The following is a 22,689-nucleotide window of genomic DNA, read 5'->3' as shown; positions in this document are numbered from 1 at the left end:
CGTGCCTCCCGTTGTCCATCTCGGCCTGGGCCCTTGCCTCGGTCGTGAATCGTTGCGTTCAGTCGGACAGTCCGGCGGCGAGCAGTTCCACGAAGCCGATGTCCTCGTTCGCCACCCCGAAGATCTCGGCCCGCAGCAGGGTCCGCTCGGCCCAGGCGCGGTGGGGCTTCACCTCGTTCATTTTGTTCGTGTAGGCCGACCTCATCACACCCCCGCCGCAGCGTTCCGGCCGCAGGATGTCCTGGGCGTCGCTGAACTCCTCGTGGCTGACGACGGACAGCGCGTGGACGGGGAGCACGTGCGAGGGGTGGATGCAGGTCTTGCCCAGCAGGCCGTTGGCGCGGTCCAGGGAGATCTCCCGCAGCAGGCCGTCCATCGAGTGCTCGATCAGTTTCTGGCGCAGTCCGACGGCCTGGCCTTCCAGGAAGGGGCTCTGCCGCAGCTGCGGTTTGAACATCCTCTCCTGGACGCGGAAGTACTCCCACACCGGCCCGGTCACGGTGAATCCGGTGCCGTCGGCGCGGGCGAGCATGTTCACCACGTCGGCGATCACGGAGGCGACGATCTGGACGTCGTACGCCGTCATGTCGGGGCCCCGGCGCAGCCCGTAGGAGGAGCAGAAGTCGGTCACGCCGAGCCGCAGGGCGAGCACGCGGTCGCGGTACTTGTCGACCGCGCGGAAGATCCCCTCCAGCGTCTGCACCCTGGACTCCCGGTACAGCAGGTCCGGGGACTCCAGGACCGGCATGGCGAAGAGCCTGCGGCCACTGGCGGCCTCCGCGGCGGAGAGCGCCTCCAGGAAAGGCACGCCGCGTTCCTCGGTGAACTTCGGCAGCACGAATCCGGACAGCAGCCGCACGGCGGAGCCGAGGCGGCGCACCAGGTCGGGTACCTGCTCGGGGGTGCGGACCCGGACGAAAAGGAGGGGGACGTCGGCGTCGGAACGTTTCGCCAGATCATTGAGCTGACGGACGAGATTGGCCTCGCCGACCGGTACGTCGGCGTCGTCGATCGAGTCCTCCAGGCACAGCACCATCGACACCACGCCGCGCGCGCCCTGCTTGAGGACGTCCTCGGCGAGATTCGGCCGGGTGGCCGGACTGTAGAGCGTGGCACCCAGGGCCGCGGAGAGCAGCCGGGCCGGAGAGTCGGCCGAGAAGGCGCAGGGCTCCTGGTGGAACAGACGCTTCCGCACTTCCGGGGCAATCTGTCCGAAATGACGCATTTAAACTCCCCCGTGGTGTCTGGGCAACCTGTGAATCGTCGAAAGGTGGCCGGTAATAGTACGTACGTATCCATGTCGGAGGTTCCCACCGGGCATGAATTCCAGGTAACCCGGCCATGTCATCGATGGCTACCCGGGCGGGCGGACACGGGTCGAGTACCCGCCCCCGCGTTGTCGTGACCAGGACCGAGAGGGCAGGATGACCGCATGACGCACGCGATGCTGAAGGGATCGAACGTCCCGCTGCAAGCCACCACGGTACGCGCCGTGCTGCGCTGGACACCCGGGTCCGGAGCCCCCGACATCGACGCCTCCGCGTTGCTGCTGGGGCCGGACGACCGCGTGCGTTCCGACGAGGACTTCGTCTTCTACAACCAGCCCCGGCACCCCTCCGGCCAGGTCTGGCGGCTCGGCAAGAAGCGGGTCGCCGAGGGCCTGACCGACACGATCCAGACAGACCTCTCCCGGGTCGAGCCCTCGGTGGGCCGGATCCTGCTGGTGGCGTCCGCGGACGGGGTCACCTTCGACCGTGTGCGGTCCCTGCGCATCCTGGTGCACGACGCCGCCTCGGCCGACGCGGAACCGCTGGCGTACTTCGACGTGAAACCGGAGACGGGCCAGGAGACGGCGCTGATCTGCGGCGAGCTGTACCGGCGCGGGGAGGGCTGGAAGTTCCGGGCGCTGGGCGAGGGGTACTCGAACGGGCTCAAGGGCCTGGCGACCGACTTCGGCATCTCGGTGGACGAGTCGGAGGGGGCGGACGACCCCCTGTCGGCCCCTCGCCCCGAGCCGACGTTCCCGCCCGCGCAGCCGGCCCCCGCGCAGACCGCCGCCGCCCAGCCAGCCCCCGCCCCGCCGGTGGTCGGTCCCGAGCAGCCGACGACCGTCCAGCCCCTCCCTGGGGCCTCGCGGCCGCTGCCGCCGGAGCAGCCCGCGGGAGTACCGGCACAGCCCGCGTACGGCTTTCCGCAGCCGCCGCCGGCCACCCAGCCCGCCTACGGTTACCCGCAGCCGGCCGGAGCGCCGGGGTACGGATATCCGCAGGCCCCGGCCGCGGCCGCCGGCGCCCAGTCCGGCTACGGCTATCCGCAGCCGGTCACCGCGGCTCCCGACCCGGATTTCCGGATGCCGCCGCAGGGGCCGCAGTTCGTCGGGCGCTAGCCGCCCCGGCGACCCGGCCACTCGGCGGTGCGGGCGGGCCCTAGCGGTCCGCCTTGCTCTTGTGGCCGCGGCCCCACTGCAGGCCCCAGCCGTACAGCCGGTCCAGTTCGCCCTGGAAGCCGTACACGAACTTCACCTCGCGGCGGACGAAGATCTCGCCCTTGATGTTCTCGATCATCACCACGGCGCAGGACCGGGCCTGGGGATGGCGTTCGTCGAGGCCTATCTCGATGCGGGGGCCGTTGCTCGGGTAGAGCGTGACGATGGCGTGCGTCCGGTCGAAGGCCGGGGTCTGGTCGTAGATGTAGGCGAACAGCAGGAGGCGCTTGATGGCGTCCTTGTGGTCGAGGTTGACGTATATCGTCTCGCCGGAGGCCGAGCCGAACCGGTCGTCGCCGCTGAGCTTGACGTACGGCGGGGCGTTGACGTCGCCCAGGAAGCCGCCGAGCGGCTGGACGACGCCGCGGGTGCCGTCCATGAGTTCGTAGAGGCAGCCGAGGTCGAGGTCGACGTTGACCATGCTCTGGCTGTGGCCGACGACCTCGGGCGGCTTGAGCGCCTTGAAGGGGTGCCGCAGCAGGCTCTCGCGCTGGGCGCCCATGATGTCCGACGTGCGCATGCGCCAGGCCAGGTTGATGCGCAGGTGGCCGGTGGCCGCGCCCTGCTTGGTCAGGGACACCTGGCTGTGCCGTTTGGTCAGCTGGATGGAGTTGGTCGCCGCGCTGCCCGAGTCGAACTCGGACTCGCGGCCGCGCCACAGTCCGTCCAAGAAGCCCATTGCCGCCCCCACCTTGTTTCGACCGCCGACGGGGCGGCCCCGAGGAGTCGTCCTCGTCGGCCGCCCCGCTCAGAGCGTTCCTCGTCCGGGCCGTGTTCACACCAGTGGTGCGGGCGCACCGGGGGCGAACCCGGCCCGGGAACGGAGTGGTTTCACACCCCGGAGGAGACCTCCGTCTTCTCCTGATCGCCGCCGCCGGCCGCCGCGAGCGCGCGGTTGCGGCGCACGGAGGACCAGAAGGAGGCACCGATCAGGACCACACCGATCATGCCGGTGATGAACTCGTTGATCTCGTACTGGATGGTCACGAGGAGGACGACGGCCAGGGCGCCGATGGCGTAGTGGGCGCCGTGCTCCAGGTAGACGTAGTCGTCGAGGGTGCCCTCGCGGACCAGGTAGACGGTCAGCGACCGGACGTACATGGCGCCGATACCGAGGCCGAGGGCCATCAGCACGATGTCGTTGGTGATGGCGAAGGCGCCGATGACACCGTCGAAGGAGAACGACGCGTCCAGGACCTCCAGGTAGAGGAACATGAAGAACGCGGCCTTGCCGGCCAGCTTGACGGCCGACTTGGGCTTGCCCTCGCGCTCGGCCTTCTCCTCGGCCTCATGCTCGCGCTCCTCCTCCTCTTCGAGTTTGTCCTCGAAGAAGCCGGAGAGGCCGCCGACGACCAGGTAGGTGATCAGACCGGCGATACCGGAGAGCAGGACCGTCTCCGCCTTGTCGGCGTGGGTGCCGCCGTGCTGGTGGGCGTGGGCGCCGAAGGTGATCGCGGAGACGAGCAGCACGATCAGGGCGATGCAGGCCGACAGCATGTCGACCTTGCCGAGCTTGGCCAGCGGGCGCTCCAGCCAGCCGAGCCACTTGATGTCCCGGTCCTCGAAGATGAAGTCGAGGAAGATCATCAGGAGGAACATGCCACCGAAGGCGGCGATCGACGGATGGGCGTCCGTCACCAGCTCCTGATAGCGGTCCTTGTCGGTGAGGGCGAGGTCGACGGCCTCGATCGGGCCGAGGGACGCGCTGATGGCGACGATGACGACCGGGAAGACCAGGCGCATGCCGAAGACGGCGATCAGGATGCCGATGGTGAGGAAGATCTTCTGCCAGAAGGCATTCATCTTCTTCAGGATCCCGGCGTTGACCACCGCGTTGTCGAAGGACAGCGAGATCTCCAGGACGGACAGGATCGCCACGACACCGAAGGCGGCCCACCCCCCGTAGAAGACCGCGGCCACCAGGCCGAGCGCGGTGACCGCGAACGACCACCCGAAGGTTTTCAGAACCACTGGCTACCCAATCGTGTGTGTACGGGGCTCCCCCGCGCCGTACGCGGCTTTACGAAACGTTGACTCCGAAGTCTAGAGCGATGCCTCGGAGCCCCGACGCGTACCCCTGCCCCACCGCGCGGAACTTCCATTCCCCCTGGTAGCGATAGAGCTCACCGAAGATCATCGCGGTCTCCGTGGAGGCGTCCTCGCTGAGGTCGTAGCGGGCGAGTTCCTGGCCGTCGGCCTGGTTGACGACCCGGATGAAGGCGTTGCTGACCTGGCCGAAGGCCTGGCCGCGCTCGTCGGCCTGGTGGATCGAGACCGGGAAGACGATCTTGTCGCAGTGGGCCGGCACCGCGGAGAGGTCGACCAGGATCGACTCGTCGTCGCCGTCGCCCTCACCGGTGAGGTTGTCGCCGGTGTGCTCGACGGACCCGTCCGGGCTCTTGAGCTGGTTGTAGAACACGAACCACTCGTCGCCGAGCACCCGGCCGCTGCCGCACACGAGGGCGCTGGCGTCGAGGTCGAAGGGTGCTCCGGTGGTGGAACGCGCGTCCCAGCCGAGTCCGACTAGAACCTGTGTCAGGTTCGGTGCGGCCTTGGACAGGGAGACGTTGCCGCCCTTGGCAAGCGTGACGCCCATGGTGTGGTCCCTCCCCGGGTGATGATTCCTGGTTCCTGCGCGTCCGGCGCCGCACGTAAACCGTGCGGCGCCGGACGATCGAGGCGAGTGCCCCGGTAGTTCTGGTCGCTCAGACGTTCACGCCGAAGTCCTGGGCGATGCCGCGCAGGCCCGAGGCGTAGCCCTGGCCGATGGCGCGGAACTTCCACTCCGCGCCGTGCCGGTACAGCTCGCCGAAGACCATCGCGGTCTCCGTGGAGGCGTCCTCCGACAGGTCGTAGCGGGCGATCTCGGCGCCGCCGGCCTGGTTGACGACGCGGATGAACGCGTTGCGCACCTGGCCGAAGGACTGCTGGCGGTTCTCGGCGTCGTAGATCGATACCGGGAAGGTGATCTTCTCGACGTCGGCCGGGACGGTGGCCAGGTCGATCTTGATCTGCTCGTCGTCTCCCTCGCCCTCACCGGTGAGGTTGTCGCCGGTGTGCTCGACGGACCCGTCCGGGCTCTTGAGGTTGTTGAAGAAGACGAAGTGCGCGTCACTGGCGACCTTGCCGCCGCTGTTCAGCAGCATCGCGCTGGCGTCGAGGTCGAAGTCCGTGCCGGTCGTGGTGCGGATGTCCCACCCCAGACCGACGATGACCGCGGTCAGGCCGGGGGCCTCCTTGGTCAGCGATACGTTGCCGCCCTTGCTGAGGCTGACTCCCACGAGTCCTCCATTGGTGTCCGGGGGCGGGGTGCCCCGTAGTGCGTGGATATCGGATCAACGATTCGATCCTAGTGACGGGTTCCCGCCCCCCGCAGGCCCTGCGGCCGACAAATCGCGGTGTCGGGTCACGGGTGCCGGGTCACAGGGTGTCGAGCGCCTTCACGTACTCGTTCAGGTCACGGGCGTCCGGCAGACCGTTGACGACGGTCCAGCGCACGACGCCCTCCCGGTCGATGATGAAGGTGCCACGGACGGCGCAGCCCTTGTCCTCGTCGAAGACGCCGTAGGAGCGCGAGACGTTGCCGTGCGGCCAGAAGTCGGACAGCAGCGGGTACTCCAGGCCCTCCTGCTCGCCGAAGACGCGCAGGGTGTGGATGGAGTCGTTGGAGACGGCGAGCACCTGGGTGTCGCGGTCGGAGAACTGCGGCAGGTTGTCGCGCACCTCGCACAGCTCGCCGGTGCACACGCCGGTGAAGGCGAACGGGTAGAAGAGCAGCACCACGTTCTTCTGGCCGCGGAAGTCGGACAGCCGGACGGTCGCGCCGTGGTTGTCCTTGAGCTCGAAGTCGGGGGCCTTGTCGCCGACCTGGATCGCCATGTCCTGTTCGTCCCTTCCGGAGGTGTTCGCTGGAAACACCCTACGCAGGGATCATCGCGAACCCGCGGACGGGCCGACCGAGGCCGGCCCGTCCGGAGTCCGGGGTGGTGCGGAGGCCGTGCGGCTACCGCTTGGACTTGGCGGCCTTGGGCGTCGCCAGCCGGCTGCCGCTCCAGTCCTTGCCTACGCTGACGCTCTTGGACGCCGTCAGTCCGGCGGTCGTCGCGGCTTCCGAGATGTCGCTGGCCTCGACGTATCCATCACGGCCGGTCTTCGGCGTGAGAAGGAGGATCGACCCGCCCTCTTCGATGTACGTGGTGGCATCCACCAGCGCATCCGTCAGGTCGCCGTCGTCGTCACGGAACCACAGCACGACGGCATCGGCCACGTCCTCGTAGTCCTCGTCCACCAGCTCGCCCTCGACGGCGCCCTCAATGGCCTCGCGGAGCTCCTGGTCGACGTCGTCGTCGTAGCCGATCTCCTGGACCACCTGCCCGGGCTGGAACCCCAGCCTGGCGGCAGGGTTCGTCCGCTCCTCCGCGTGGTCCGCGGTCGCGCTCACGGGTTGCCTCCTGATCATGTTTCGGTAGATGTCTTCAGCCTCGCGCGTGCGCGAAGCTTGGCCGTAGTCCACACGGGCGGGACCGATCGCGCAAGTACCCGGCGTCTGGGACCGCCGAAACGGTGACGATCCCGGCCGTGTCGCCGCAACTCCAGCCATGCCGTCCAGACCAAAGGTGACGTACACCACACCTATCTGCCCCGTTTGCGTATTTGGGAACCATGCGTGGGTACGAGACTCGAATGAACGTGCCCCCGATTCCCGCGAAGGAACCGGTTACCCCACGGTACAGATGACGATTGCCCCCGTGAGGTACACGATGGGGAACCGGCGGGTAATCGGCGCAGACAACCCGGCCAAGTGGCCCTCTGAGAGCGAAGGAACAGCGTGGCTTCCGCATCCGATCGCAATCCGATCATCATTGGCGGCCTTCCGAGTCAGGTTCCTGACTTCGACCCCGAGGAAACGCAGGAGTGGCTCGACTCCCTCGACGCCGCCGTCGACGAGCGCGGCCGGGAGCGGGCCCGCTTCCTGATGCTGCGGCTGATCGAGCGCGCCCGCGAGAAGCGCGTGGCCGTGCCCGAGATGCGCAGCACGGACTACGTCAACACCATCCCGACCAAGAGCGAGCCGTTCTTCCCCGGCAACGAGGAGATCGAACGCAAGATCCTCAACGCCACCCGCTGGAACGCCGCGGTGATGGTCTCGCGCGCGCAGCGGCCCGGTATCGGCGTCGGCGGCCACATCGCGACGTTCGCCTCCTCGGCCTCCCTGTACGACGTGGGCTTCAACCACTTCTTCCGCGGCAAGGAGGACGGCGACGGCGGTGACCAGGTCTTCTTCCAGGGGCACGCCTCGCCGGGCATCTACGCCCGCGCGTTCCTGCTGGACCGGCTCAGCGGGGACCACCTGGACGGGTTCCGGCAGGAGAAGTCGAAGGCGCCGCACGCCCTGTCGTCGTATCCGCACCCGCGTTCGATGCCGGACTTCTGGGAGTTCCCGACGGTCTCGATGGGTCTCGGCCCGATCGGCGCGATCTACCAGGCGCGGATGAACCGCTACATGCACGCGCGCGGGATCGCGGACACCTCGCGTTCGCACGTGTGGGCCTACCTCGGCGACGGCGAGATGGACGAGCCGGAGTCGCTGGGCCAGCTCTCCATCGCCGCCCGCGAGGGCCTGGACAACCTGACCTTCGTGGTCAACTGCAACCTCCAGCGCCTGGACGGGCCGGTGCGCGGCAACGGCAAGATCATCCAGGAGCTGGAGTCCGTCTTCCGCGGCGCCGGCTGGAACGTGATCAAGCTGGTGTGGGACCGCACCTGGGACCCGCTGCTCGCCCAGGACCGCGACGGTGTGCTGGTCAACCGGATGAACACCACGCCGGACGGGCAGTTCCAGACGTACGCCACCGAGTCCGGCGCGTACATCCGCGACCACTTCTTCGGCGACGACCACCGGCTGCGCGCGATGGTCGAGAACATGACCGACGACCAGATCCTGCACCTGGGGCGCGGCGGTCACGACCACCGGAAGATCTTCGCGGCCTACAAGGCGGCGCTGGAGCACAAGGGCCAGCCGACGGTCATCCTGGCCAAGACGATCAAGGGCTGGACGCTCGGGCCGAACTTCGAAGGCCGCAACGCCACCCACCAGATGAAGAAGCTGACGGTCGACGACCTGAAGCGCTTCCGCGACCGGCTGCACCTGCCGATCTCCGACAAGGAGCTGGAGTCCGGCCCGCCGCCGTACTATCACCCGGGCCGGGACACGGAGGAGATGCAGTACATGCACGACCGCCGGCTGGGTCTGGGCGGGTACGTCCCGACGCGCGTCGTGCGGTCGAAGCCGCTCGCCCTGCCGGACGACAAGACGTACGCGACCGTGAAGAAGGGGTCGGGTCAGCAGTCCATCGCGACGACGATGGCCTTTGTGCGGCTGCTGAAGGACCTCATGCGGGACAAGGAGATCGGCAAGCGGTTCGTGCTGATCGCGCCGGACGAGTACCGCACCTTCGGCATGGACTCGTTCTTCCCGAGTGCGAAGATCTACAACCCGCTCGGACAGCAGTACGAGTCCGTGGACCGGGATCTGCTGCTCGCCTACAAGGAGGCGCCGACCGGGCAGATGCTGCACGACGGCATCTCGGAGGCGGGCTGCACGGCCTCGCTGATCGCGGCGGGTTCGGCGTACGCGACGCACGGCGAGCCGCTCATCCCGGTCTACGTCTTCTACTCGATGTTCGGTTTCCAGCGCACCGGCGACCAGTTCTGGCAGATGGGTGACCAGTTGTCGCGCGGTTTCGTGCTGGGTGCGACCGCGGGGCGTACGACGCTGACCGGTGAGGGCCTCCAGCACGCGGACGGCCACTCGCAGCTGCTGGCCTCGACCAACCCGGCGTGCGTGGCGTACGACCCGGCGTTCGGCTTCGAGATCGCGCACATCGTCGAGGACGGCCTGCGCCGGATGTACGGCGGGGACGAACAGCACCCGCACGGCGAGGACGTCTTCTACTACCTCACGGTCTACAACGAGCCGATCCAGCACCCGGCCGAGCCGGAGGGCGTGGACGTCGAGGGCATCCTCAAGGGCGTGTACCGCTTCAGCGAGGGCACCGGCGGCTCGATCCCGGCGCAGATCATGGCCTCCGGGGTCGCGGTGCCGTGGGCCGTCCAGGCCCAGCGGATCCTCGCCGAGGAGTGGAACGTACGCGCCGACGTCTGGTCGGCGACCTCCTGGAACGAGCTGCGGCGCGAGGCGGTGGCGTGCGAGGAGCACAATCTGCTGCACCCCGAGGAGGAGCAGCAGGTGCCCTACGTGACGCGGAAGCTGGCGGGCGCGCAGGGGCCGTTCGTGGCCGTGTCCGACTGGATGCGGTCGGTGCCGGACCAGATCGCCCGGTGGGTGCCGGGGACGTACCAGTCGCTGGGCGCGGACGGGTGGGGCTTCGCCGACACGCGCGGGGCCGCACGGCGGTTCTTCCACATCGACGCGGAGTCGATCGTGGTGGCCGTGCTGAGCGAGCTGGCCCGGGAGGGGAAGGTCGACCGGTCGGTGCTGAAGCAGGCGATCGACCGGTACCGGCTGCTCGACGTCGCCGCGGCCGACCCGGGCGTGGCCGGCGGGGACGCGTGACGCGCACGCGCTGACGAGGCACATGACGAGGGGAGCCCCCCCCCCCGGCCCCGCGGCCGGGGGGCTCCCCTCGTCATGGACGGCCGACCCGGATCGCACGATCACGTCGGCGATCGGGTCACCTGCCCGCGCTGCCCCCCCCTCCGGCAGCGCGCCGCAGCATGCCGTCCGCCATGTCCTGCGGAGGACTTGACCCACTGTGACCTGTGCGGCCCGCCGGAGGGGAGGGTTCGCCGGTCCTGTCACCCTGATGAGCGAACGGGGACCGGCGGTCCGTCAGATGTGACCCACGCCGGCGCCGCCGTCCGGGTTCACTCCGCGCTTGGTGAGGAAGGCGACCCCCACCGCCACGACCGCGACACCGGCGGCCACCAGCGAGGCCAGGCTCATGCCGTCGATGAAGGTGTTGTGGGCGACGTCGGCGATCTTCGCGGCGATCTGCTCCGGGGTGCCCGGGGCCACCGGCGGGACGCCGACCTGGACCGCCTCGGAGGCCTGGTGGGCCTGTTCCGGCGTCAGTTCGGGAAGTCCCGCGTCCGCCCAGTTGCCGGCCAGGTCGCTGTCGACCTTGGAGGCCATGACGGCGCCGAGGACCGCGGTGCCGAGGCTGCCGCCGATCTGCATCGCCGCCTGCTGGAGACCGCCGGCCACACCGGACAGCTCCATCGGCGCGTTGCCGACGATGACCTCGGTGGCGCCGACCATGACGGGCGCGAGGCCGAGGCCCAGCAGGGCGAACCAGATCGACATGACGGCGCTGCCGGTGTCCGTCTCCAGCGTGGAGATGCCGTACATGGCGATCGCGGTGCAGGCCATGCCGCCGGCCAGCGGGATGCGCGGGCCGACCTTGGTGATCATCGCGCCGGCCAGCGGCGAGGCGACGATCATCATGGCGGTGAGCGGCAGCAGGTGCAGACCGGCGTCGACCGGGCTCATGCCGTGCACGTTCTGCAGGTAGAAGGTGACGAAGAACAGGCCGCCCATGAAGGCGATGGCCATCAGGACCATCAGGACCACACCGGCCGACAGCGCCACCGAGCGGAACATCGCCAGCGGGATCAGCGGCTCCTTCACCTTGGTCTCCCAGAGGGAGAACAGGACGAAGCCCACCACCGAGCCGCCGATGTACAGCCAGGTCTGCCCGGAACCCCATCCCCACTCGGGAGCCTTGATGAGTGCCCAGACGAGGGCGAACATCGAGGCCGACAGCAGCGCGATGCCGAGGAGGTCGAAGGAGCGCGGCGCGTTCTCGGCCCGGTGGTCCAGCAGGATCATGACGCCGAGGACGACGGCGACGATGCCCACCGGCACGTTGATGAAGAACACGGACTGCCAGTTGACGTGCTCGACCAGCACGCCGCCGAGGATCGGGCCGCCCGCGGTGGAGGCGCCGATCACCATGCCCCAGATGCCGATGGCCATGTTGAGCTTCTCGGCCGGGAAGGTGGCCCGCAGCAGGCCGAGCGCGGCCGGCATCAGCAGGGCGCCGAACAGGCCCTGGAAGACACGGAAGACGATGACCGCGGCGATGCTGCCGGACAGTCCGATCGCTCCGGAGGAGGCGGCGAAGCCCGCCACGCCTATGAGGAAGGTCTGCCGGTGCCCGAAGCGGTCACCGAGCTTGCCCGCGGTGATCAGGGCGACCGCGAGGGCCAGGAAGTAGGCGTTGGTGATCCACTGGACGTCGGCGAGGCTGGCGTCCAGGTCGTCCTGGATGGCCGGGTTGGCGATCGCCACGATGGTGCCGTCCAGGGCCACCATCATGACCCCGACCGCTACGGTGACGAGGGTGACCCACGGATGGCCGCGCAACCCCTTGGCGGGCGCGGAACCCGACGGGACGCCGTCCCCCGGTCCGGTCTTGTCGATGGTGGTCTGACTAGTCATACGGTGAGGCTAATGACAGCCACTGACAGTTGACAAACCAATTCACGTGTCAGTAACTGACATGTCATCTGCGTATAGCCTGAACTGCGGAAACAAACCGCGGCACCCTGGTGGAGGAGCGAACTTTTGGGTCTGCGCGAACTCAAGAAGCAGCGCACCCGGGACCTCCTGCTGCGCTCCGCCCTCGAACTGTTCACCGAGCGCGGGTACGAGGAGACGACCGTCGACGACATCGCCGACGCCGCCGACGTGTCGCAGCGCACCTTCTTCCGCTACTTCGCCTCCAAGGAGGACGCGGCGTTCTTCGTGTCGCGGCTCGCGGAGTCGCACTTCGTCGAGGCCGTGCGCGCGCGCCCGCCCGGCGAGGCGCCGCTGGACGCGCTGCGCCTCGCCCTCGTGGAGAGCTGGAGCACCATCGGCGAGGCCGTCGAGCGGCTGATCCCGATGGAGCTGCACCTGCGCTTCTACCGGGTGATCGAGTCGACGCCCGCGCTGCTCGCCGCGCATCTGCGGCGCGCGACGGAGCTGGAGGAGGAGATCGCGCGCCTCATCGCCGACCGCGAGGGCCTGGACGTGGACGCGGATCCGCGGCCGCGGGTGGTCGTGGCCGTCTTCGGAGCGGTGATGCGGGTGACCGAACGGATCTGGTCGGCCCGGGACGACGCCGGTCTGGCGGCGCTGCGCGACCTGACGGCCTCCTATCTGGACCAGGTGGCACCGGCGCTCACCGGCGACTGGCGGGGGCGTCCGCTCGCCGAGCGTGCCGGTTCAACCTCGCAGCGCAGCAGCGAAACGTGATCCGTGTCACTGGATTCACGCGAGACCGTCCCGTTCTCCTAGTGTGTCCTCCCAGTGACTTCCTTCGACACCTCCCCGCAGCTGAACGTCTGGCGCGCACTGCTCGCCCTGGCCGTGGTGTTCGTGATGCTGGCGACCACCGGCTGGACGGCTCTGCGCAACCAGCGGGGCCCCACGGCGCTCGAGGCGTCGGTCTCGGCCTGGGAGCACGGCCGGATCGGCGGACGCTCGCTGCCCGACGTGCACACGGCCCCCGCGCGGCTGGCCCGCTTCTTCACCTCGCTCCGCGAATGGCAGCGCGAGAGCCTGGCCCGCCGGTATCCGCTGGCCGTCGGCAACATGAACGGCGCCCCCGTCCAGCTGCGCTACCTCGCCAACCGGACGGCGCTCGAGAAGGCGCGGTCGGTGGAGCGCGCGCGCATGCACGACAAACGCCTGTCCCTGTCCGGCCAGCGCGAGGCCGGGAAGCGCATGAACCACTACGACTCGCTGCTCGCGCCGGGCCGGCACATCCTCGCCTTCGACCCGGCGGGCGCGGGCAAGGTCGCCGAGGTGTTCGGGAACCTCAACCGCGCTGAACGCGTGTCCGTGGTGGTGCCCGGTGTCGACACCGAACTGGTCACCTTCGAGCGCACCGAACGCAAGTACTCGGCACCCGTCGGCATGGCCGAGTCGCTGTACGAGGCCGAACGCGCCGCGAGCCCCGACACGCGGACGGCCGTGATCGCGTGGGCCGACTACACCTCCCCCAGCGGCCTCGGCATGGAGGCGGCCACGGCGACCCGCGCCGAGCAGGGTGCCGCCCGGCTGAACGGGCTGCTGCGGGCGCTGCCCGGCCGCGCCCCGGTCTCGCTGTTCTGCCACAGCTACGGCTCGGTGGTGTGCGGCCTCGCCGCCGACACGCTGCCCCTGCGGGTGACCGACATAGCGGTGGCCGGCAGCCCCGGCATGCGCGCCGAGAACGCCTCCCACCTGCACACCTCCGCCCGCGTATGGGCGATGCGGGACACCGACGACTGGATCCAGGACGTGCCGTACCTGGAGGTCGGCGGGCTCGGGCACGGCGCCGACCCGGTGTCCGCCGCGTTCGGGGCGCGGGTGCTGTCGGCGCGCGGCGCCCAGGGGCACAGCGGCTACTTCGTGCCGGGCACGGAGAGCCTGCGCAACTTCGCGGAGATCGGCGTTGGCGCATACCGCACGGTCGCCTGTGCGGGAGAAGGTGACACATGCCGGGCGGGTTTGTCCGTGGCTACGGCGGCCGGACGCGCGTAGAGGCGCAGAAACTCCGGTTTGCACGGGGAGGGGACGGAGAGGCTCGTGCCGCATACGATGAGCCGCATGGGTGACGTACTGGCCGGATTTCATGCCGCCTGGGAGTTCGAGTCCGACTCCGTGCTCATCCGTTACGAACGGGGGATTCGAACGCCCAAGCTCTTTCAGGCCCTGGGGGAACGCCGGGTGCCCTTGGAGGCCATCGCCGGCGTGACGCTCACGCCGGGCCGGCGCGGCAGCGTCGTGCTGCGCGTCGAACCTCGCGAGGGCGCCGATCCGCTGATCGAGGCGGCGGCCGGACAGCTGAAGGAGAGCGGCGACCCGTACCGGCTGGTGCTGCCCGCCGAGCGGGAGACGCTGGCGGAGTACTACGCCGACGAGCTGCGCGGACTGCTGACCGGCTCCGGAGCGTCCGAACCGGCGGACCGGTACCTGGTGGCGGCGCCCGACGCGCCGCTGCACTTCAAGGCGTACGACGGGAAGGCGTCCTTCGACGGGAAGGCGGTGTCCTTCCGGTGGTCCTGGACCGGCGCGTCCTCGGCGAAGTGGAAGGCCGGCGACCAGAGCTTCCCGGTCGCCGACCTGGGCGGGGTGGAGTGGCGGTCCCCCGAGGTGTTCGAGGGGTATCTGCGGCTGCTGCCGCGGGACGCCGCGGGGGTTGCTCCGCAGGCCGACCAGGATCCGGCGTCCGTCGTGTTCGGGCTCGGGTACGGGCCTGTGCACGAGTCGCTGCCGTTCGCCGCGGCGGTGTTGGCTGCGGTGCGGGAGCGGGGCGCCGGCGCCCCTGTTCCGGTTCCGGCGCCGGCGCCTCGGCGGGATCCCGCGGATATTGCCGAACGGATTCGGCATCTTGGGGAGTTGCATCAGCAGGGGCTGGTGACGGACGAGGAGTTTTCGTCGAAGAAGGCGGAGTTGCTGGCGGAGCTTTAGGTTCGTTGCCGGGTGCGGGTCGTGGTGGGTTGCTCGCGCAGTTCCCCGCGCCCCTGCGGGGCGCTCGCCTACTCGCGAGCCGCCGACGTGAACGTCATGTCCGCGTAGCGGTTGCCTGCGACCTTGTCCGCGATCGGGTCCAGGAGGGACAGCTCGTCCTGGGTCAGGACGATCCTCGTCGCCGCTGTGTTCTCCTCCACTCGTGTCGGCTTTCGGGTGCCCGGGATCGGGATGATCGGCAGGCCGTGGGTCTGGGAGCGCTGCTGGGACCAGGCCAGGGCGATCTGGCCGAGGGTGGCGTCGTGGGCCTCGGCGATGGTGCGGACGGGGTCGAGGAGGGCCGCGTTGGCCGCCGCGTTGTCGCCGGTGAAGCGGGGCTGCCGGCGGCGGAAGTCGTCGGCGGTGAGGTCCTGGTCGGCGTTGGCGAAGGAACCCGTGAGGAAGCCCCGGCCGAGCGGCGAGTACGGGACGAGGGCCACGCCCAGTTCGCGGGCGGCCGGGACCACGCCCGCCTCGATGTCGCGGCTGAACAGGGACCACTCCGACTGCACGGCGGCGATCGGATGCACCGCCTGTGCGGCCCGCAGCTCGTCGCCGGTCACCTCGCTGAGGCCCAGGTGCTTGACCTTGCCCTCGCGGACCAGGTCGGCCATGACGGCGACGGTCTCCTCGATCGGCACGTTCACGTCGCGCCGGTGCATGTAGTAGAGGTCGATCACGTCGACGCCCAGGCGGTCCAGGCTCGCCTCGACCGACCGGCGGATGTACGGCGGGTCGTTGCGGATGATCCGCTTCGTCGGGTCGTCCGGCGGGATCGAGAGGGCGAACTTGGTCGCGATCACGACCTCGTCGCGGTGCGCCTCGAAGAACGGCGCCAGGAAGCGCTCGTTGTCACCGGCGCCGTACGCGTCGGCCGTGTCGTACAGCGTGACGCCAAGCTCCAGCGCCCGCTCCAGGGTGGCCCGCGACGCGACGGCGTCCGACGGGCCGTATCCGAAGCTCATGCCCATGCAGCCGAGGCCCTGGACGCCCACCTCCGGGCCGTCGTCGCCGAGCCGCGTCGTGGGGATCCTGCTGTCCGTCATCGGGTCCTCTCCCCTTCACGGGAACGTCCGGCGTCCCCGTAGAAGCTGATCTTTCGGTCGAGCACGGCGAGGGTGTCCTGGAGTTCGGTGATCCGCGTCAGTACGTCGCGGCGCGTCGACTCGAGGAGTTCCCGCCGGTCCAGATAGGTGCTCTCGCCCTCGCGCACCAGCTCCGCGTACCTGACCATGTCGGCGACCGGCATGCCGGTCATGCGCAGCTTGCCGACGAAGTCGAGCCAGTCCAGGTCGCGGTTGGTGTAGCGGCGCTGGCCCGTGTGCGAGCGGTCGATGTGGGACATCAGACCGATCCGCTCGTACCAGCGCAGGGTGTGCGCCGTCAGCCCGGTGAAGGCGACGACCTCGCTGATGGTGTAGCGGTCCTCTCCGTCGGGGCGCGGGTGGCGCGGGGGCGGAGCGGAGCAGATGTCTGTTCTGGTGGCGTTCGGCGCGAGTGTCCCGGCCGTGTTCTGCATCACCGTCATGTCCTCCACGCTATGACCTTGGAGTGCACTCCAAGCAAGCGGAAAACCGCGGGACACGGGGCGGGCCGGGTCATTAGCGTGCGGGTATGAGTCTCGTACGCCGTGCCACTGCCCAGGACGCGGAGGAAGTGCTCCGTCTGCGTCAGGTGATGATCGATTCGCTGGGCCGCGGGCCGGCGTCCACGGACTGGCACGCCGAGTCCCTGCCCGTGCTGCGGGCGAGGCTCGCCGACCCCGAGGGGGAGCTCGCGGCGTTCGTCGTCGAGTCCCCGGAGCGGCCCGGCGCGCTGGCGGCGCTGGTGGTGGGCACGCTGGAGTACCGGATCGGGCGGTCCGGCAATCCGCACGGGCTGATCGGCTACGTCTTCAGCGTCGCCACCGACCCCGACGCCCGGCGTCGCGGGTACGCCCGTGCCTGCATGGAAGAGCTGCTGGAGTGGTTCCGCGAGCGGGGCGCCGGGCACGTCATGCTCACCGCGTCCGCCGACGCCGAGCCGCTGTACTCGGCGATGGGCTTCACCCGGGACACGGACCCCTCCATGAGGCTGTCCCTCTGAGCCGCTTAGGCTCGGTGGCATGTCCTTGAAGAGCCTCGCGTTGATCGAGAACTGGCCGGTCCCCACCGCCGCGGCGGGCGTCGTCCGGGCCGACGGCACGACCCTGGGCACCCACGGCCCGGTCGCGCACCGCTTCCCCCTCGCCTCGGTCACCAAGCCGCTCGCGGCCTACGCGGCGCTGGTGGCGTACGAGGAGGGCGCGATCGAGCTGGACGAGCCCGCGGGCCCGGCCGGGTCGACCGTCCGGCACCTGCTCGCGCACACCTCGGGGCTGGCCTTCGACGAGCACCGGGTGACCGCCCCGCCCGGCGAGCGCCGGCTCTACTCCAACGCCGGTTTCGAGCAGCTCGGCGACCACATCGCGAAGGCGGCGGACATGCCGTTCGCCGAGTACGCGCGGCAGGCGGTCCTCGAGCCGCTGGGCATGACGTCCACGGCCCTGGACGGCTCCCCGGCGAAGGACGGCGTCTCCACCGTCGAGGACCTGCTGCGTTTCGCCGCCGAGGTGCAGGCACCGCGGCTCCTCGACCCGCGCACGGTCGCCGAGGCGATGACGGTGCAGTACCCGGGCACGAAGGGCGTGCTGCCGGGCTACGGCCACCAGAACCCCAACGACTGGGGCCTCGGCTTCGAGATCCGGGACGGGAAGTCCCCCCACTGGACGGGCGCCTCGTCCTCCCCGCGCACCTTCGGCCACTTCGGCCAGTCGGGCACCTTCCTGTGGATCGACCCGGCCGCCGGCCTCGCCTGCGCGGCCCTGGCCGACCGCGCCTTCGGCCCCTGGGCGGCCGAGGCGTGGCCCCCCTTCACGGACGCGGTGCTCGCGGAGGCGCGGGGCTGAGGTGGGCTACGCCCTGGGCCTCTACCGGTTCTCCGACGGCGAGATGGCCGAGTTCGACATGGACGTGGTCCGGGCGGTCCTCTCGCCCGTCGCAGCCGTGCCCGAGGGGGTGATCGACGGGGCGACGGAGTACTGGATCCGCGCCGCCGACGGCAGCGAGGCCGAGGTGAGCGTCTCCGGCGGCCGGATCAGTGTGATACGCCCGCAGGTCGGTGACGTGTGGAAAATCATCATCGAGCTGGCGGATCGGCTCCGTGTGGCAATCCTCCTCCCCGACGGCACGTTCCTGTGCCGGGAGGAGATGCGCGGACACCTCCCCGAGGGCATGGAGCACGATGCAGTTCTCGTCCCGGAGATCACCCTCGCGGCCTTCGAGAGCGCGGCGGGTCCGTTCACGCATCCTCTGACCTGACGCGCTGCTCCTGTCGCGTCAGCGCGCCGCCATCTCCCACACCAGCAACTCCGCGCCGGACGTGGCCCCCGCCACCGCGTCCAGTCCCTCGGCGTCCGTGATCCGCGCCGCGTCCCCCGGTCCCAGCGCCTCCCCGCTCAGCGTCACCTCGCCCCGCACCACATGGACGTACACGTACGCCCCGTCCGGCACCGCCGTCCGCTCCCCCGCCCCCAGGCGGCGTACGTGGAGCATGGCGGCGGCCTCGGGGACGGCGTACGGGGTGGAGTCGGCGATGCCGCGGACGATCTCGTAGGCGGGGTCGCCGCCGGGGTCGCGGGGGGCCAGCCACATCTGGACGAAGGTCAGGGGGACCGCGGCGTCGTTGCGTTCGACGTGGCGGACGCCGGCCGCGGAGCTGAGGCGCTGCACGTCCCCGGCGCGGACGACCGTCTCGTGGCCCGCGGAGTCCCGGTGGGTCAGCTCGCCCTCGACCACCCACGTGACGATCTCCGTGTGGCTGTGCGGGTGCTCGTCGAAGCCGGCGCCGGGGGCGAGGCGCTCCTCGTTGCAGGCGATCAGAGCCCCGAAGCGGAGGTTGCCCGGGTCGTAGTGGGGGCCGAAGGAGAAGGCGTGGCGGGAGGCGATGCCCGCCGCCTCGTCGCCCCCGGGATAGCGCTCGTCGGCGCGCCGTACGTCCGTCACGACGTCCACGGTAGACCCGGCGGCGCGTGCTCCCGTCCTGATAAGGCAGTCTTGTCCCGTGCCCGAACCCGAAACCAGCAAGCCCGAGCCCGCGGCGCACGCCGTCCATTCGCACACTGCGACGCTGAAGCGGCTGGAGCAGTCCGCCGGATCGCTCGCCGCGCAGGCCATCGCGCGGATGGACGAGACACTGCCGTGGTACCGGGCGATGCCACCGGAGAACCGTTCCTGGATCGGGCTGGTCGCCCAGGCCGGCATCGCCGCCTTCACCGAGTGGTTCCGGCGGCCGGACGCGCCCCAGGCCATCTCCACCGACGTGTTCGGCACCGCGCCGCGCGAGCTGACCCGCGCGATCACACTGCGGCAGACCGTGGAGATGGTGCGGACGACCATCGAGGTGATGGAGTCCGCCATCGACGAGGTCGCCGCGCCCGGCGACGAGTCGGTGCTGCGCGAGGCGCTGCTGGTGTACGCCCGGGAGATCGCCTTCGCGACCGCCCAGGTGTACGCGCAGGCCGCCGAGGCACGCGGTGCCTGGGACGCGCGTCTCGAGTCGCTGGTGGTCAACGCCGTGCTCAGCGGCGAGGCCGACGAGGGGGCGGTGTCCCGGGCCGCCGCGCTCGGCTGGAACTCGCCCGACCATGTGTGTGTCGTGCTCGGCACCGCGCCGGACGGCGACTCCGAGCTGACCGTCGAGGCCATCCGGCGCGCGGCCCGGCACGCCAAGCTCCAGGTGCTGACCGGGGTGCTCGGGGACCGGCTGGTGGTGATCGCCGGGGGCCGTGACGATCCGCTGGCGGTGGCCAAGTCGCTGATCGGGCCGTTCGCGCAGGGAGCGGTCGTGGCCGGTCCCGTGGTGCCGGACCTGCTGGCCGCGACGCGGTCCGCGCAGGCCGCCGCCGCCGGGCTCAAGGCCTGCTTCGCCTGGCAGGACGCCCCGCGCCCGGTGCTGGCGGACGATCTGCTGCCGGAGCGCGCGATCGCCTCCGACCCTGCGGCCCGCGAGCAGTTGGTGGAGGAGATCTACAGACCGCTGGAGGAGGCCGGGGCCGCGCTGCTGGAGACGCTCAGCGTCTATCTGGAGCAGGCGAGCAGTCTGGAGGGCGCTGCCCGGATGCTCTTCGTTCACCCGAACACCGTGCGCTACCGGCTCCGACGTGTGACTGACGTCACCGGATGGTCACCCTCTGATGTACGGTCTGCGTTCACACTGCGGATCGCGCTCATCCTGGGGCGTCTGGCCGATGGAGATCCGCAACTCTAAGCTTTTGTCGGGGGTCCACAAAACCCCCTGCTGTTCTTCGTCCTTGTCCCCACGGGCGGTCGCGGCCGTCCTCAAGAGAGAGTGTGAGAGTGCTCGTACTCGTCGCTCCCGGCCAGGGCGCCCAGACGCCCGGCTTCCTGACTGACTGGCTCGCTCTCCCCGGCGCCGCGGACCGCGTCGCCGCGTGGTCCGACGCCATTGGACTCGATCTCGCCCACTACGGCACCAAGGCCGACGCGGACGAGATCCGAGACACGGCCGTCGCCCAGCCGCTGCTGGTCGCCGCGGGCCTGCTGTCCGCCGCGGCACTCGGTGACATTATTCCCGGCGCCGTCGCGGGCCACAGTGTCGGCGAGATCACCGCCGCCGCCTTCGCGGGCGTCCTCGACGAAACCGCCGCGCTGACCCTCGTACGCCGCCGGGGCCTGGCCATGGCCGAGGCCGCCGCGGTCACCGAGACCGGTATGTCGGCGCTGCTCGGCGGCGACCCCGAGGTGAGCGTCGCGCACCTGGAGAAGCTCGGCCTGACCCCGGCGAACGTGAACGGCGCCGGTCAGATCGTGGCGGCCGGCACCATGGAGCAGCTGGCCGCGCTGAACGAGGACAAGCCCGAGGGCGTGCGCAAGGTCGTCCCGCTGAAGGTGGCCGGCGCCTTCCACACGCGCCACATGGCGCCCGCGGTGGACAAGCTCGCCGAGGCCGCGTCGGCGCTCACGCCGGGCGACCCGAGGGTGACCTACGTGTCCAACAAGGACGGGCAGGCCGTCGCCACCGGCGCCGAGGTGCTGGACCGCCTGGTCGGGCAGGTCGCCAACCCGGTCCGCTGGGACCTGTGCATGGAGACGTTCGGCAAACTGGGCGTCACCGCGATCGTCGAGGTGTGCCCGGGCGGCACGCTGACCGGTCTTGCCAAGCGCGCGCTGCCGGGCGTGAAGACGCTGGCCCTGAAGACCCCCGCCGATCTCGACGCGGCCCGCGAGCTCGTCGCCGAGCACGCCCAGCAGGACTGACAAGGAGCGCGACAGCATGTCGAAGATCAAGCCCAGCAAGGGCGCCCCGTACGCGCGCATCCTCGGGGTCGGCGGCTACCGTCCGACCCGGGTCGTGCCGAACGAGGTGATCCTCGAGACGATCGACTCGTCCGACGAGTGGATCCGCTCGCGCTCCGGCATCGAGACGCGGCACTGGGCCTCCCCCGAGGAGACCGTCGCCGCGATGTCGGTCGAGGCGTCCGGCAAGGCCATCGCGGCCGCCGGGATCTCCGCCGACCAGATCGGCGCCGTGGTCGTCTCGACCGTCTCGCACTTCAGCCAGACCCCGGCCGTCGCCACCGAGATCGCCGACCGGCTCGGCACGGACAAGGCCGCCGCCTTCGACATCTCGGCGGGCTGCGCGGGCTTCGGCTACGGCCTGACCCTCGCCAAGGGCATGGTCGTCGAGGGTTCGGCGGAGTACGTCCTGGTCATCGGCGTGGAGCGGCTCTCCGACCTGACCGACCTGGAGGACCGGGCCACGGCCTTCCTGTTCGGCGACGGGGCCGGCGCGGTCGTGGTCGGCCCGTCGCAGGAGCCGGAGATCGGCCCGACGGTCTGGGGCTCGGAGGGCGACAAGTCCGAGACCATCAAGCAGACCATCCCCTGGGACCGCTTCCGGATCGGCGACGTCTCCGAACTGCCGCTCGACTCCGAGGGCAACGTCAAGTTTCCTGCGATCACGCAGGAGGGCCAGGCGGTGTTCCGCTGGGCCGTGTTCGAGATGGCGAAGGTCGCGCAGCAGGCGCTGGACGCGGCCGGGATCAGCCCGGACGACCTCGACGTCTTCATCCCGCACCAGGCCAACGTGCGGATCATCGACTCGATGGTGAAGACACTGAAGCTGCCGGAGCACGTCACGGTCGCCCGTGACATCCGCACCACCGGCAACACCTCGGCCGCCTCGATCCCGCTCGCGATGGAGCGGCTCCTGGCGACCGGCGAGGCCAAGAGCGGCGACACCGCGCTCGTCATCGGCTTCGGGGCGGGTCTCGTGTACGCCGCGACGGTCGTTACCCTCCCCTAGGCACTCCGTGCCGGATCATGCGGTCCGGAACGGAGAGCAGCAACACTCGCCGCGACGCGGCGGGCCGCCACACCCTCTGGACAACAAAGAAGGAGCGCCATCATGGCCGCCACTCAGGAAGAGATCGTCGCCGGTCTCGCGGAGATCGTGAACGAGATCGCCGGCATCCCGGTTGAGGACGTCCAGCTGGACAAGTCCTTCACCGACGACCTGGACGTCGACTCGCTGTCCATGGTCGAGGTCGTCGTCGCCGCCGAAGAGCGCTTCGACGTCAAGATCCCGGACGAGGACGTCAAGAACCTCAAGACGGTCGGCGACGCGACCAAGTACATCCTCGACCACCAGGCCTGATCCGCCG

General features: G+C 70.1%; 23 protein-coding genes. 12 read left to right on the top strand and 11 right to left on the bottom strand.

The features are described from left to right. Positions 1–58 precede the first annotated feature (58 nt). Complete coding sequence (locus ACFC1X_RS07230) at positions 59–1,225, bottom strand: HpcH/HpaI aldolase/citrate lyase family protein (protein ID WP_376349512.1); 1,167 nt, start codon at positions 1,223–1,225, stop codon at positions 59–61. Positions 1,226–1,432: 207 nt separating this feature from the next. Here ACFC1X_RS07230 and ACFC1X_RS07225 point away from each other — a divergent pair, with 207 nt between their 5' ends. Next, complete coding sequence (locus ACFC1X_RS07225) at positions 1,433–2,386, top strand: TerD family protein (protein ID WP_376349510.1); 954 nt, start codon at positions 1,433–1,435, stop codon at positions 2,384–2,386. A 40-nt stretch (positions 2,387–2,426) separates the two neighbouring features. Here the strand turns inward: ACFC1X_RS07225 and ACFC1X_RS07220 are convergent, their stop codons facing one another. The 6 genes from ACFC1X_RS07220 to ACFC1X_RS07195 all read right to left on the bottom strand — a co-directional run bounded on the left by ACFC1X_RS07220 (position 2,427) and on the right by ACFC1X_RS07195 (position 6,926). Then, complete coding sequence (locus ACFC1X_RS07220) at positions 2,427–3,164, bottom strand: Tellurium resistance (RefSeq protein WP_125493423.1); 738 nt, start codon at positions 3,162–3,164, stop codon at positions 2,427–2,429. A 152-nt stretch (positions 3,165–3,316) separates the two neighbouring features. Then, positions 3,317–4,456: a DUF475 domain-containing protein gene (locus tag ACFC1X_RS07215; RefSeq protein WP_376349508.1), complete on the bottom strand. Its 1,140-nt coding sequence runs from the start codon at positions 4,454–4,456 to the stop codon at positions 3,317–3,319. A gap of 49 nt (positions 4,457–4,505) precedes the next feature. After that, positions 4,506–5,081: a TerD family protein gene (locus tag ACFC1X_RS07210; RefSeq protein WP_161325844.1), complete on the bottom strand. Its 576-nt coding sequence runs from the start codon at positions 5,079–5,081 to the stop codon at positions 4,506–4,508. A gap of 109 nt (positions 5,082–5,190) precedes the next feature. Beyond that, on the bottom strand, positions 5,191–5,766 hold the full coding sequence (locus tag ACFC1X_RS07205) for a calcium homeostasis/redox stress adaptation protein (protein WP_161325843.1): 576 nt from the start codon (positions 5,764–5,766) through the stop codon (positions 5,191–5,193). 139 nt (positions 5,767–5,905) lie between these two features. Beyond that, positions 5,906–6,364, bottom strand: a complete 459-nt coding sequence (locus ACFC1X_RS07200) for a peroxiredoxin (protein ID WP_125493419.1) — start codon at positions 6,362–6,364, stop codon at positions 5,906–5,908. A gap of 124 nt (positions 6,365–6,488) precedes the next feature. Continuing rightward, entirely contained in the window at positions 6,489–6,926 is a 438-nt protein-coding gene (locus tag ACFC1X_RS07195) for a DUF3052 domain-containing protein (protein ID WP_166661640.1), read from the bottom strand. Between the two features lie 387 nt (positions 6,927–7,313). Here ACFC1X_RS07195 and aceE point away from each other — a divergent pair, with 387 nt between their 5' ends. Continuing rightward, entirely contained in the window at positions 7,314–10,061 is a 2,748-nt protein-coding gene (gene aceE, locus ACFC1X_RS07190; RefSeq protein WP_376349505.1) for a pyruvate dehydrogenase (acetyl-transferring), homodimeric type, read from the top strand. A gap of 276 nt (positions 10,062–10,337) precedes the next feature. Here aceE and ACFC1X_RS07185 read toward each other — a convergent pair whose 3' ends face one another. Further along, a complete protein-coding gene (locus ACFC1X_RS07185) occupies positions 10,338–11,948 on the bottom strand; it encodes an MFS transporter (RefSeq protein ID WP_376349503.1) in 1,611 nt (536 codons plus the stop codon). A gap of 126 nt (positions 11,949–12,074) precedes the next feature. On the opposite strand from ACFC1X_RS07185, the gene ACFC1X_RS07180 reads away from it, so the two are divergent. From ACFC1X_RS07180 to ACFC1X_RS07170, 3 genes are all read left to right on the top strand, one after another. Then, positions 12,075–12,746 carry a TetR family transcriptional regulator gene (locus tag ACFC1X_RS07180; RefSeq protein ID WP_376349502.1) on the top strand — a complete coding sequence of 224 codons (672 nt, stop codon included), beginning with the start codon at positions 12,075–12,077 and terminating at the stop codon, positions 12,744–12,746. Between the two features lie 54 nt (positions 12,747–12,800). Further along, a complete protein-coding gene (locus ACFC1X_RS07175; protein WP_376349501.1) occupies positions 12,801–14,018 on the top strand; it encodes an alpha/beta hydrolase family protein in 1,218 nt (405 codons plus the stop codon). A gap of 66 nt (positions 14,019–14,084) precedes the next feature. Further along, positions 14,085–14,948 (top strand): DUF4429 domain-containing protein, encoded by an 864-nt coding sequence (locus ACFC1X_RS07170; protein ID WP_376349499.1) that lies wholly within the window; start codon positions 14,085–14,087, stop codon positions 14,946–14,948. Between the two features lie 68 nt (positions 14,949–15,016). Here ACFC1X_RS07170 and ACFC1X_RS07165 read toward each other — a convergent pair whose 3' ends face one another. Beyond that, complete coding sequence (locus ACFC1X_RS07165; RefSeq protein ID WP_376349497.1) at positions 15,017–16,033, bottom strand: aldo/keto reductase; 1,017 nt, start codon at positions 16,031–16,033, stop codon at positions 15,017–15,019. Then, the gene (locus tag ACFC1X_RS07160; RefSeq protein WP_376349495.1) at positions 16,030–16,515 is read right to left on the bottom strand and encodes a MerR family transcriptional regulator; all 486 of its coding nucleotides are present in this window, start codon (positions 16,513–16,515) and stop codon (positions 16,030–16,032) included. The genes ACFC1X_RS07165 and ACFC1X_RS07160 overlap by 4 nt, the downstream gene beginning before the upstream one ends. An 86-nt stretch (positions 16,516–16,601) precedes the next feature. On the opposite strand from ACFC1X_RS07160, the gene ACFC1X_RS07155 reads away from it, so the two are divergent. The 3 genes from ACFC1X_RS07155 to ACFC1X_RS07145 are packed head-to-tail and all read left to right on the top strand — an operon-like array spanning position 16,602 to position 18,325. After that, positions 16,602–17,072, top strand: coding sequence for a GNAT family N-acetyltransferase (locus ACFC1X_RS07155; RefSeq protein ID WP_376349494.1), 471 nt, complete (start codon positions 16,602–16,604; stop codon positions 17,070–17,072). 19 nt (positions 17,073–17,091) lie between these two features. Then, positions 17,092–17,913, top strand: a complete 822-nt coding sequence (locus ACFC1X_RS07150) for a serine hydrolase domain-containing protein (protein WP_376349493.1) — start codon at positions 17,092–17,094, stop codon at positions 17,911–17,913. 1 nt (position 17,914) lies between these two features. Continuing rightward, complete coding sequence (locus ACFC1X_RS07145) at positions 17,915–18,325, top strand: hypothetical protein (protein ID WP_376349491.1); 411 nt, start codon at positions 17,915–17,917, stop codon at positions 18,323–18,325. A gap of 18 nt (positions 18,326–18,343) precedes the next feature. Here ACFC1X_RS07145 and ACFC1X_RS07140 read toward each other — a convergent pair whose 3' ends face one another. Next, entirely contained in the window at positions 18,344–19,009 is a 666-nt protein-coding gene (locus ACFC1X_RS07140; protein WP_376349490.1) for a pirin family protein, read from the bottom strand. A gap of 58 nt (positions 19,010–19,067) precedes the next feature. Here ACFC1X_RS07140 and fasR point away from each other — a divergent pair, with 58 nt between their 5' ends. The 4 genes from fasR (at position 19,068) to ACFC1X_RS07120 (ending at position 22,682) form a co-directional block, all read left to right on the top strand. Continuing rightward, the gene (gene fasR / locus ACFC1X_RS07135; protein WP_376349488.1) at positions 19,068–20,273 is read left to right on the top strand and encodes a fatty acid biosynthesis transcriptional regulator FasR; all 1,206 of its coding nucleotides are present in this window, start codon (positions 19,068–19,070) and stop codon (positions 20,271–20,273) included. Between the two features lie 89 nt (positions 20,274–20,362). Then, positions 20,363–21,283, top strand: a complete 921-nt coding sequence (locus ACFC1X_RS07130; RefSeq protein WP_376349486.1) for an ACP S-malonyltransferase — start codon at positions 20,363–20,365, stop codon at positions 21,281–21,283. 16 nt (positions 21,284–21,299) lie between these two features. Further along, positions 21,300–22,331 (top strand): ketoacyl-ACP synthase III, encoded by a 1,032-nt coding sequence (locus ACFC1X_RS07125; protein WP_376349485.1) that lies wholly within the window; start codon positions 21,300–21,302, stop codon positions 22,329–22,331. Between the two features lie 102 nt (positions 22,332–22,433). Next, complete coding sequence (locus ACFC1X_RS07120; RefSeq protein WP_052842858.1) at positions 22,434–22,682, top strand: acyl carrier protein; 249 nt, start codon at positions 22,434–22,436, stop codon at positions 22,680–22,682. The last annotated feature ends 7 nt before the right edge of the window (positions 22,683–22,689 follow it).

Origin of the sequence: Streptomyces sp. NPDC056128 (assembly GCF_042263835.1) — a bacterium.
GTDB lineage: Bacteria > Actinomycetota > Actinomycetes > Streptomycetales > Streptomycetaceae > Streptomyces.
The sequence above is the reverse complement of the archived record's forward strand: the minus strand, read 5'-3'. Positions and strand labels throughout refer to the sequence as shown.

What these genes read in the sequence shown, in the direction of transcription:
- ACFC1X_RS07230 (WP_376349512.1), bottom strand. Translation starts at nt 1,225, where the DNA reads ATGCGTCATTTCGGACAGATTGCCCCGGAAGTGCGGAAGCGTCTGTTC.
- ACFC1X_RS07225 (WP_376349510.1), top strand. Translation starts at nt 1,433, where the DNA reads ATGACGCACGCGATGCTGAAGGGATCGAACGTCCCGCTGCAAGCCACC.
- ACFC1X_RS07220 (WP_125493423.1), bottom strand. Translation starts at nt 3,164, where the DNA reads ATGGGCTTCTTGGACGGACTGTGGCGCGGCCGCGAGTCCGAGTTCGAC.
- ACFC1X_RS07210 (WP_161325844.1), bottom strand. Translation starts at nt 5,081, where the DNA reads ATGGGCGTCACGCTTGCCAAGGGCGGCAACGTCTCCCTGTCCAAGGCC.
- ACFC1X_RS07200 (WP_125493419.1), bottom strand. Translation starts at nt 6,364, where the DNA reads ATGGCGATCCAGGTCGGCGACAAGGCCCCCGACTTCGAGCTCAAGGAC.
- ACFC1X_RS07185 (WP_376349503.1), bottom strand. Translation starts at nt 11,948, where the DNA reads ATGACTAGTCAGACCACCATCGACAAGACCGGACCGGGGGACGGCGTC.
- ACFC1X_RS07170 (WP_376349499.1), top strand. Translation starts at nt 14,085, where the DNA reads ATGGGTGACGTACTGGCCGGATTTCATGCCGCCTGGGAGTTCGAGTCC.
- ACFC1X_RS07165 (WP_376349497.1), bottom strand. Translation starts at nt 16,033, where the DNA reads ATGACGGACAGCAGGATCCCCACGACGCGGCTCGGCGACGACGGCCCG.
- ACFC1X_RS07160 (WP_376349495.1), bottom strand. Translation starts at nt 16,515, where the DNA reads ATGACGGTGATGCAGAACACGGCCGGGACACTCGCGCCGAACGCCACC.
- ACFC1X_RS07155 (WP_376349494.1), top strand. Translation starts at nt 16,602, where the DNA reads ATGAGTCTCGTACGCCGTGCCACTGCCCAGGACGCGGAGGAAGTGCTC.
- ACFC1X_RS07150 (WP_376349493.1), top strand. Translation starts at nt 17,092, where the DNA reads ATGTCCTTGAAGAGCCTCGCGTTGATCGAGAACTGGCCGGTCCCCACC.
- ACFC1X_RS07125 (WP_376349485.1), top strand. Translation starts at nt 21,300, where the DNA reads ATGTCGAAGATCAAGCCCAGCAAGGGCGCCCCGTACGCGCGCATCCTC.
- ACFC1X_RS07120 (WP_052842858.1), top strand. Translation starts at nt 22,434, where the DNA reads ATGGCCGCCACTCAGGAAGAGATCGTCGCCGGTCTCGCGGAGATCGTG.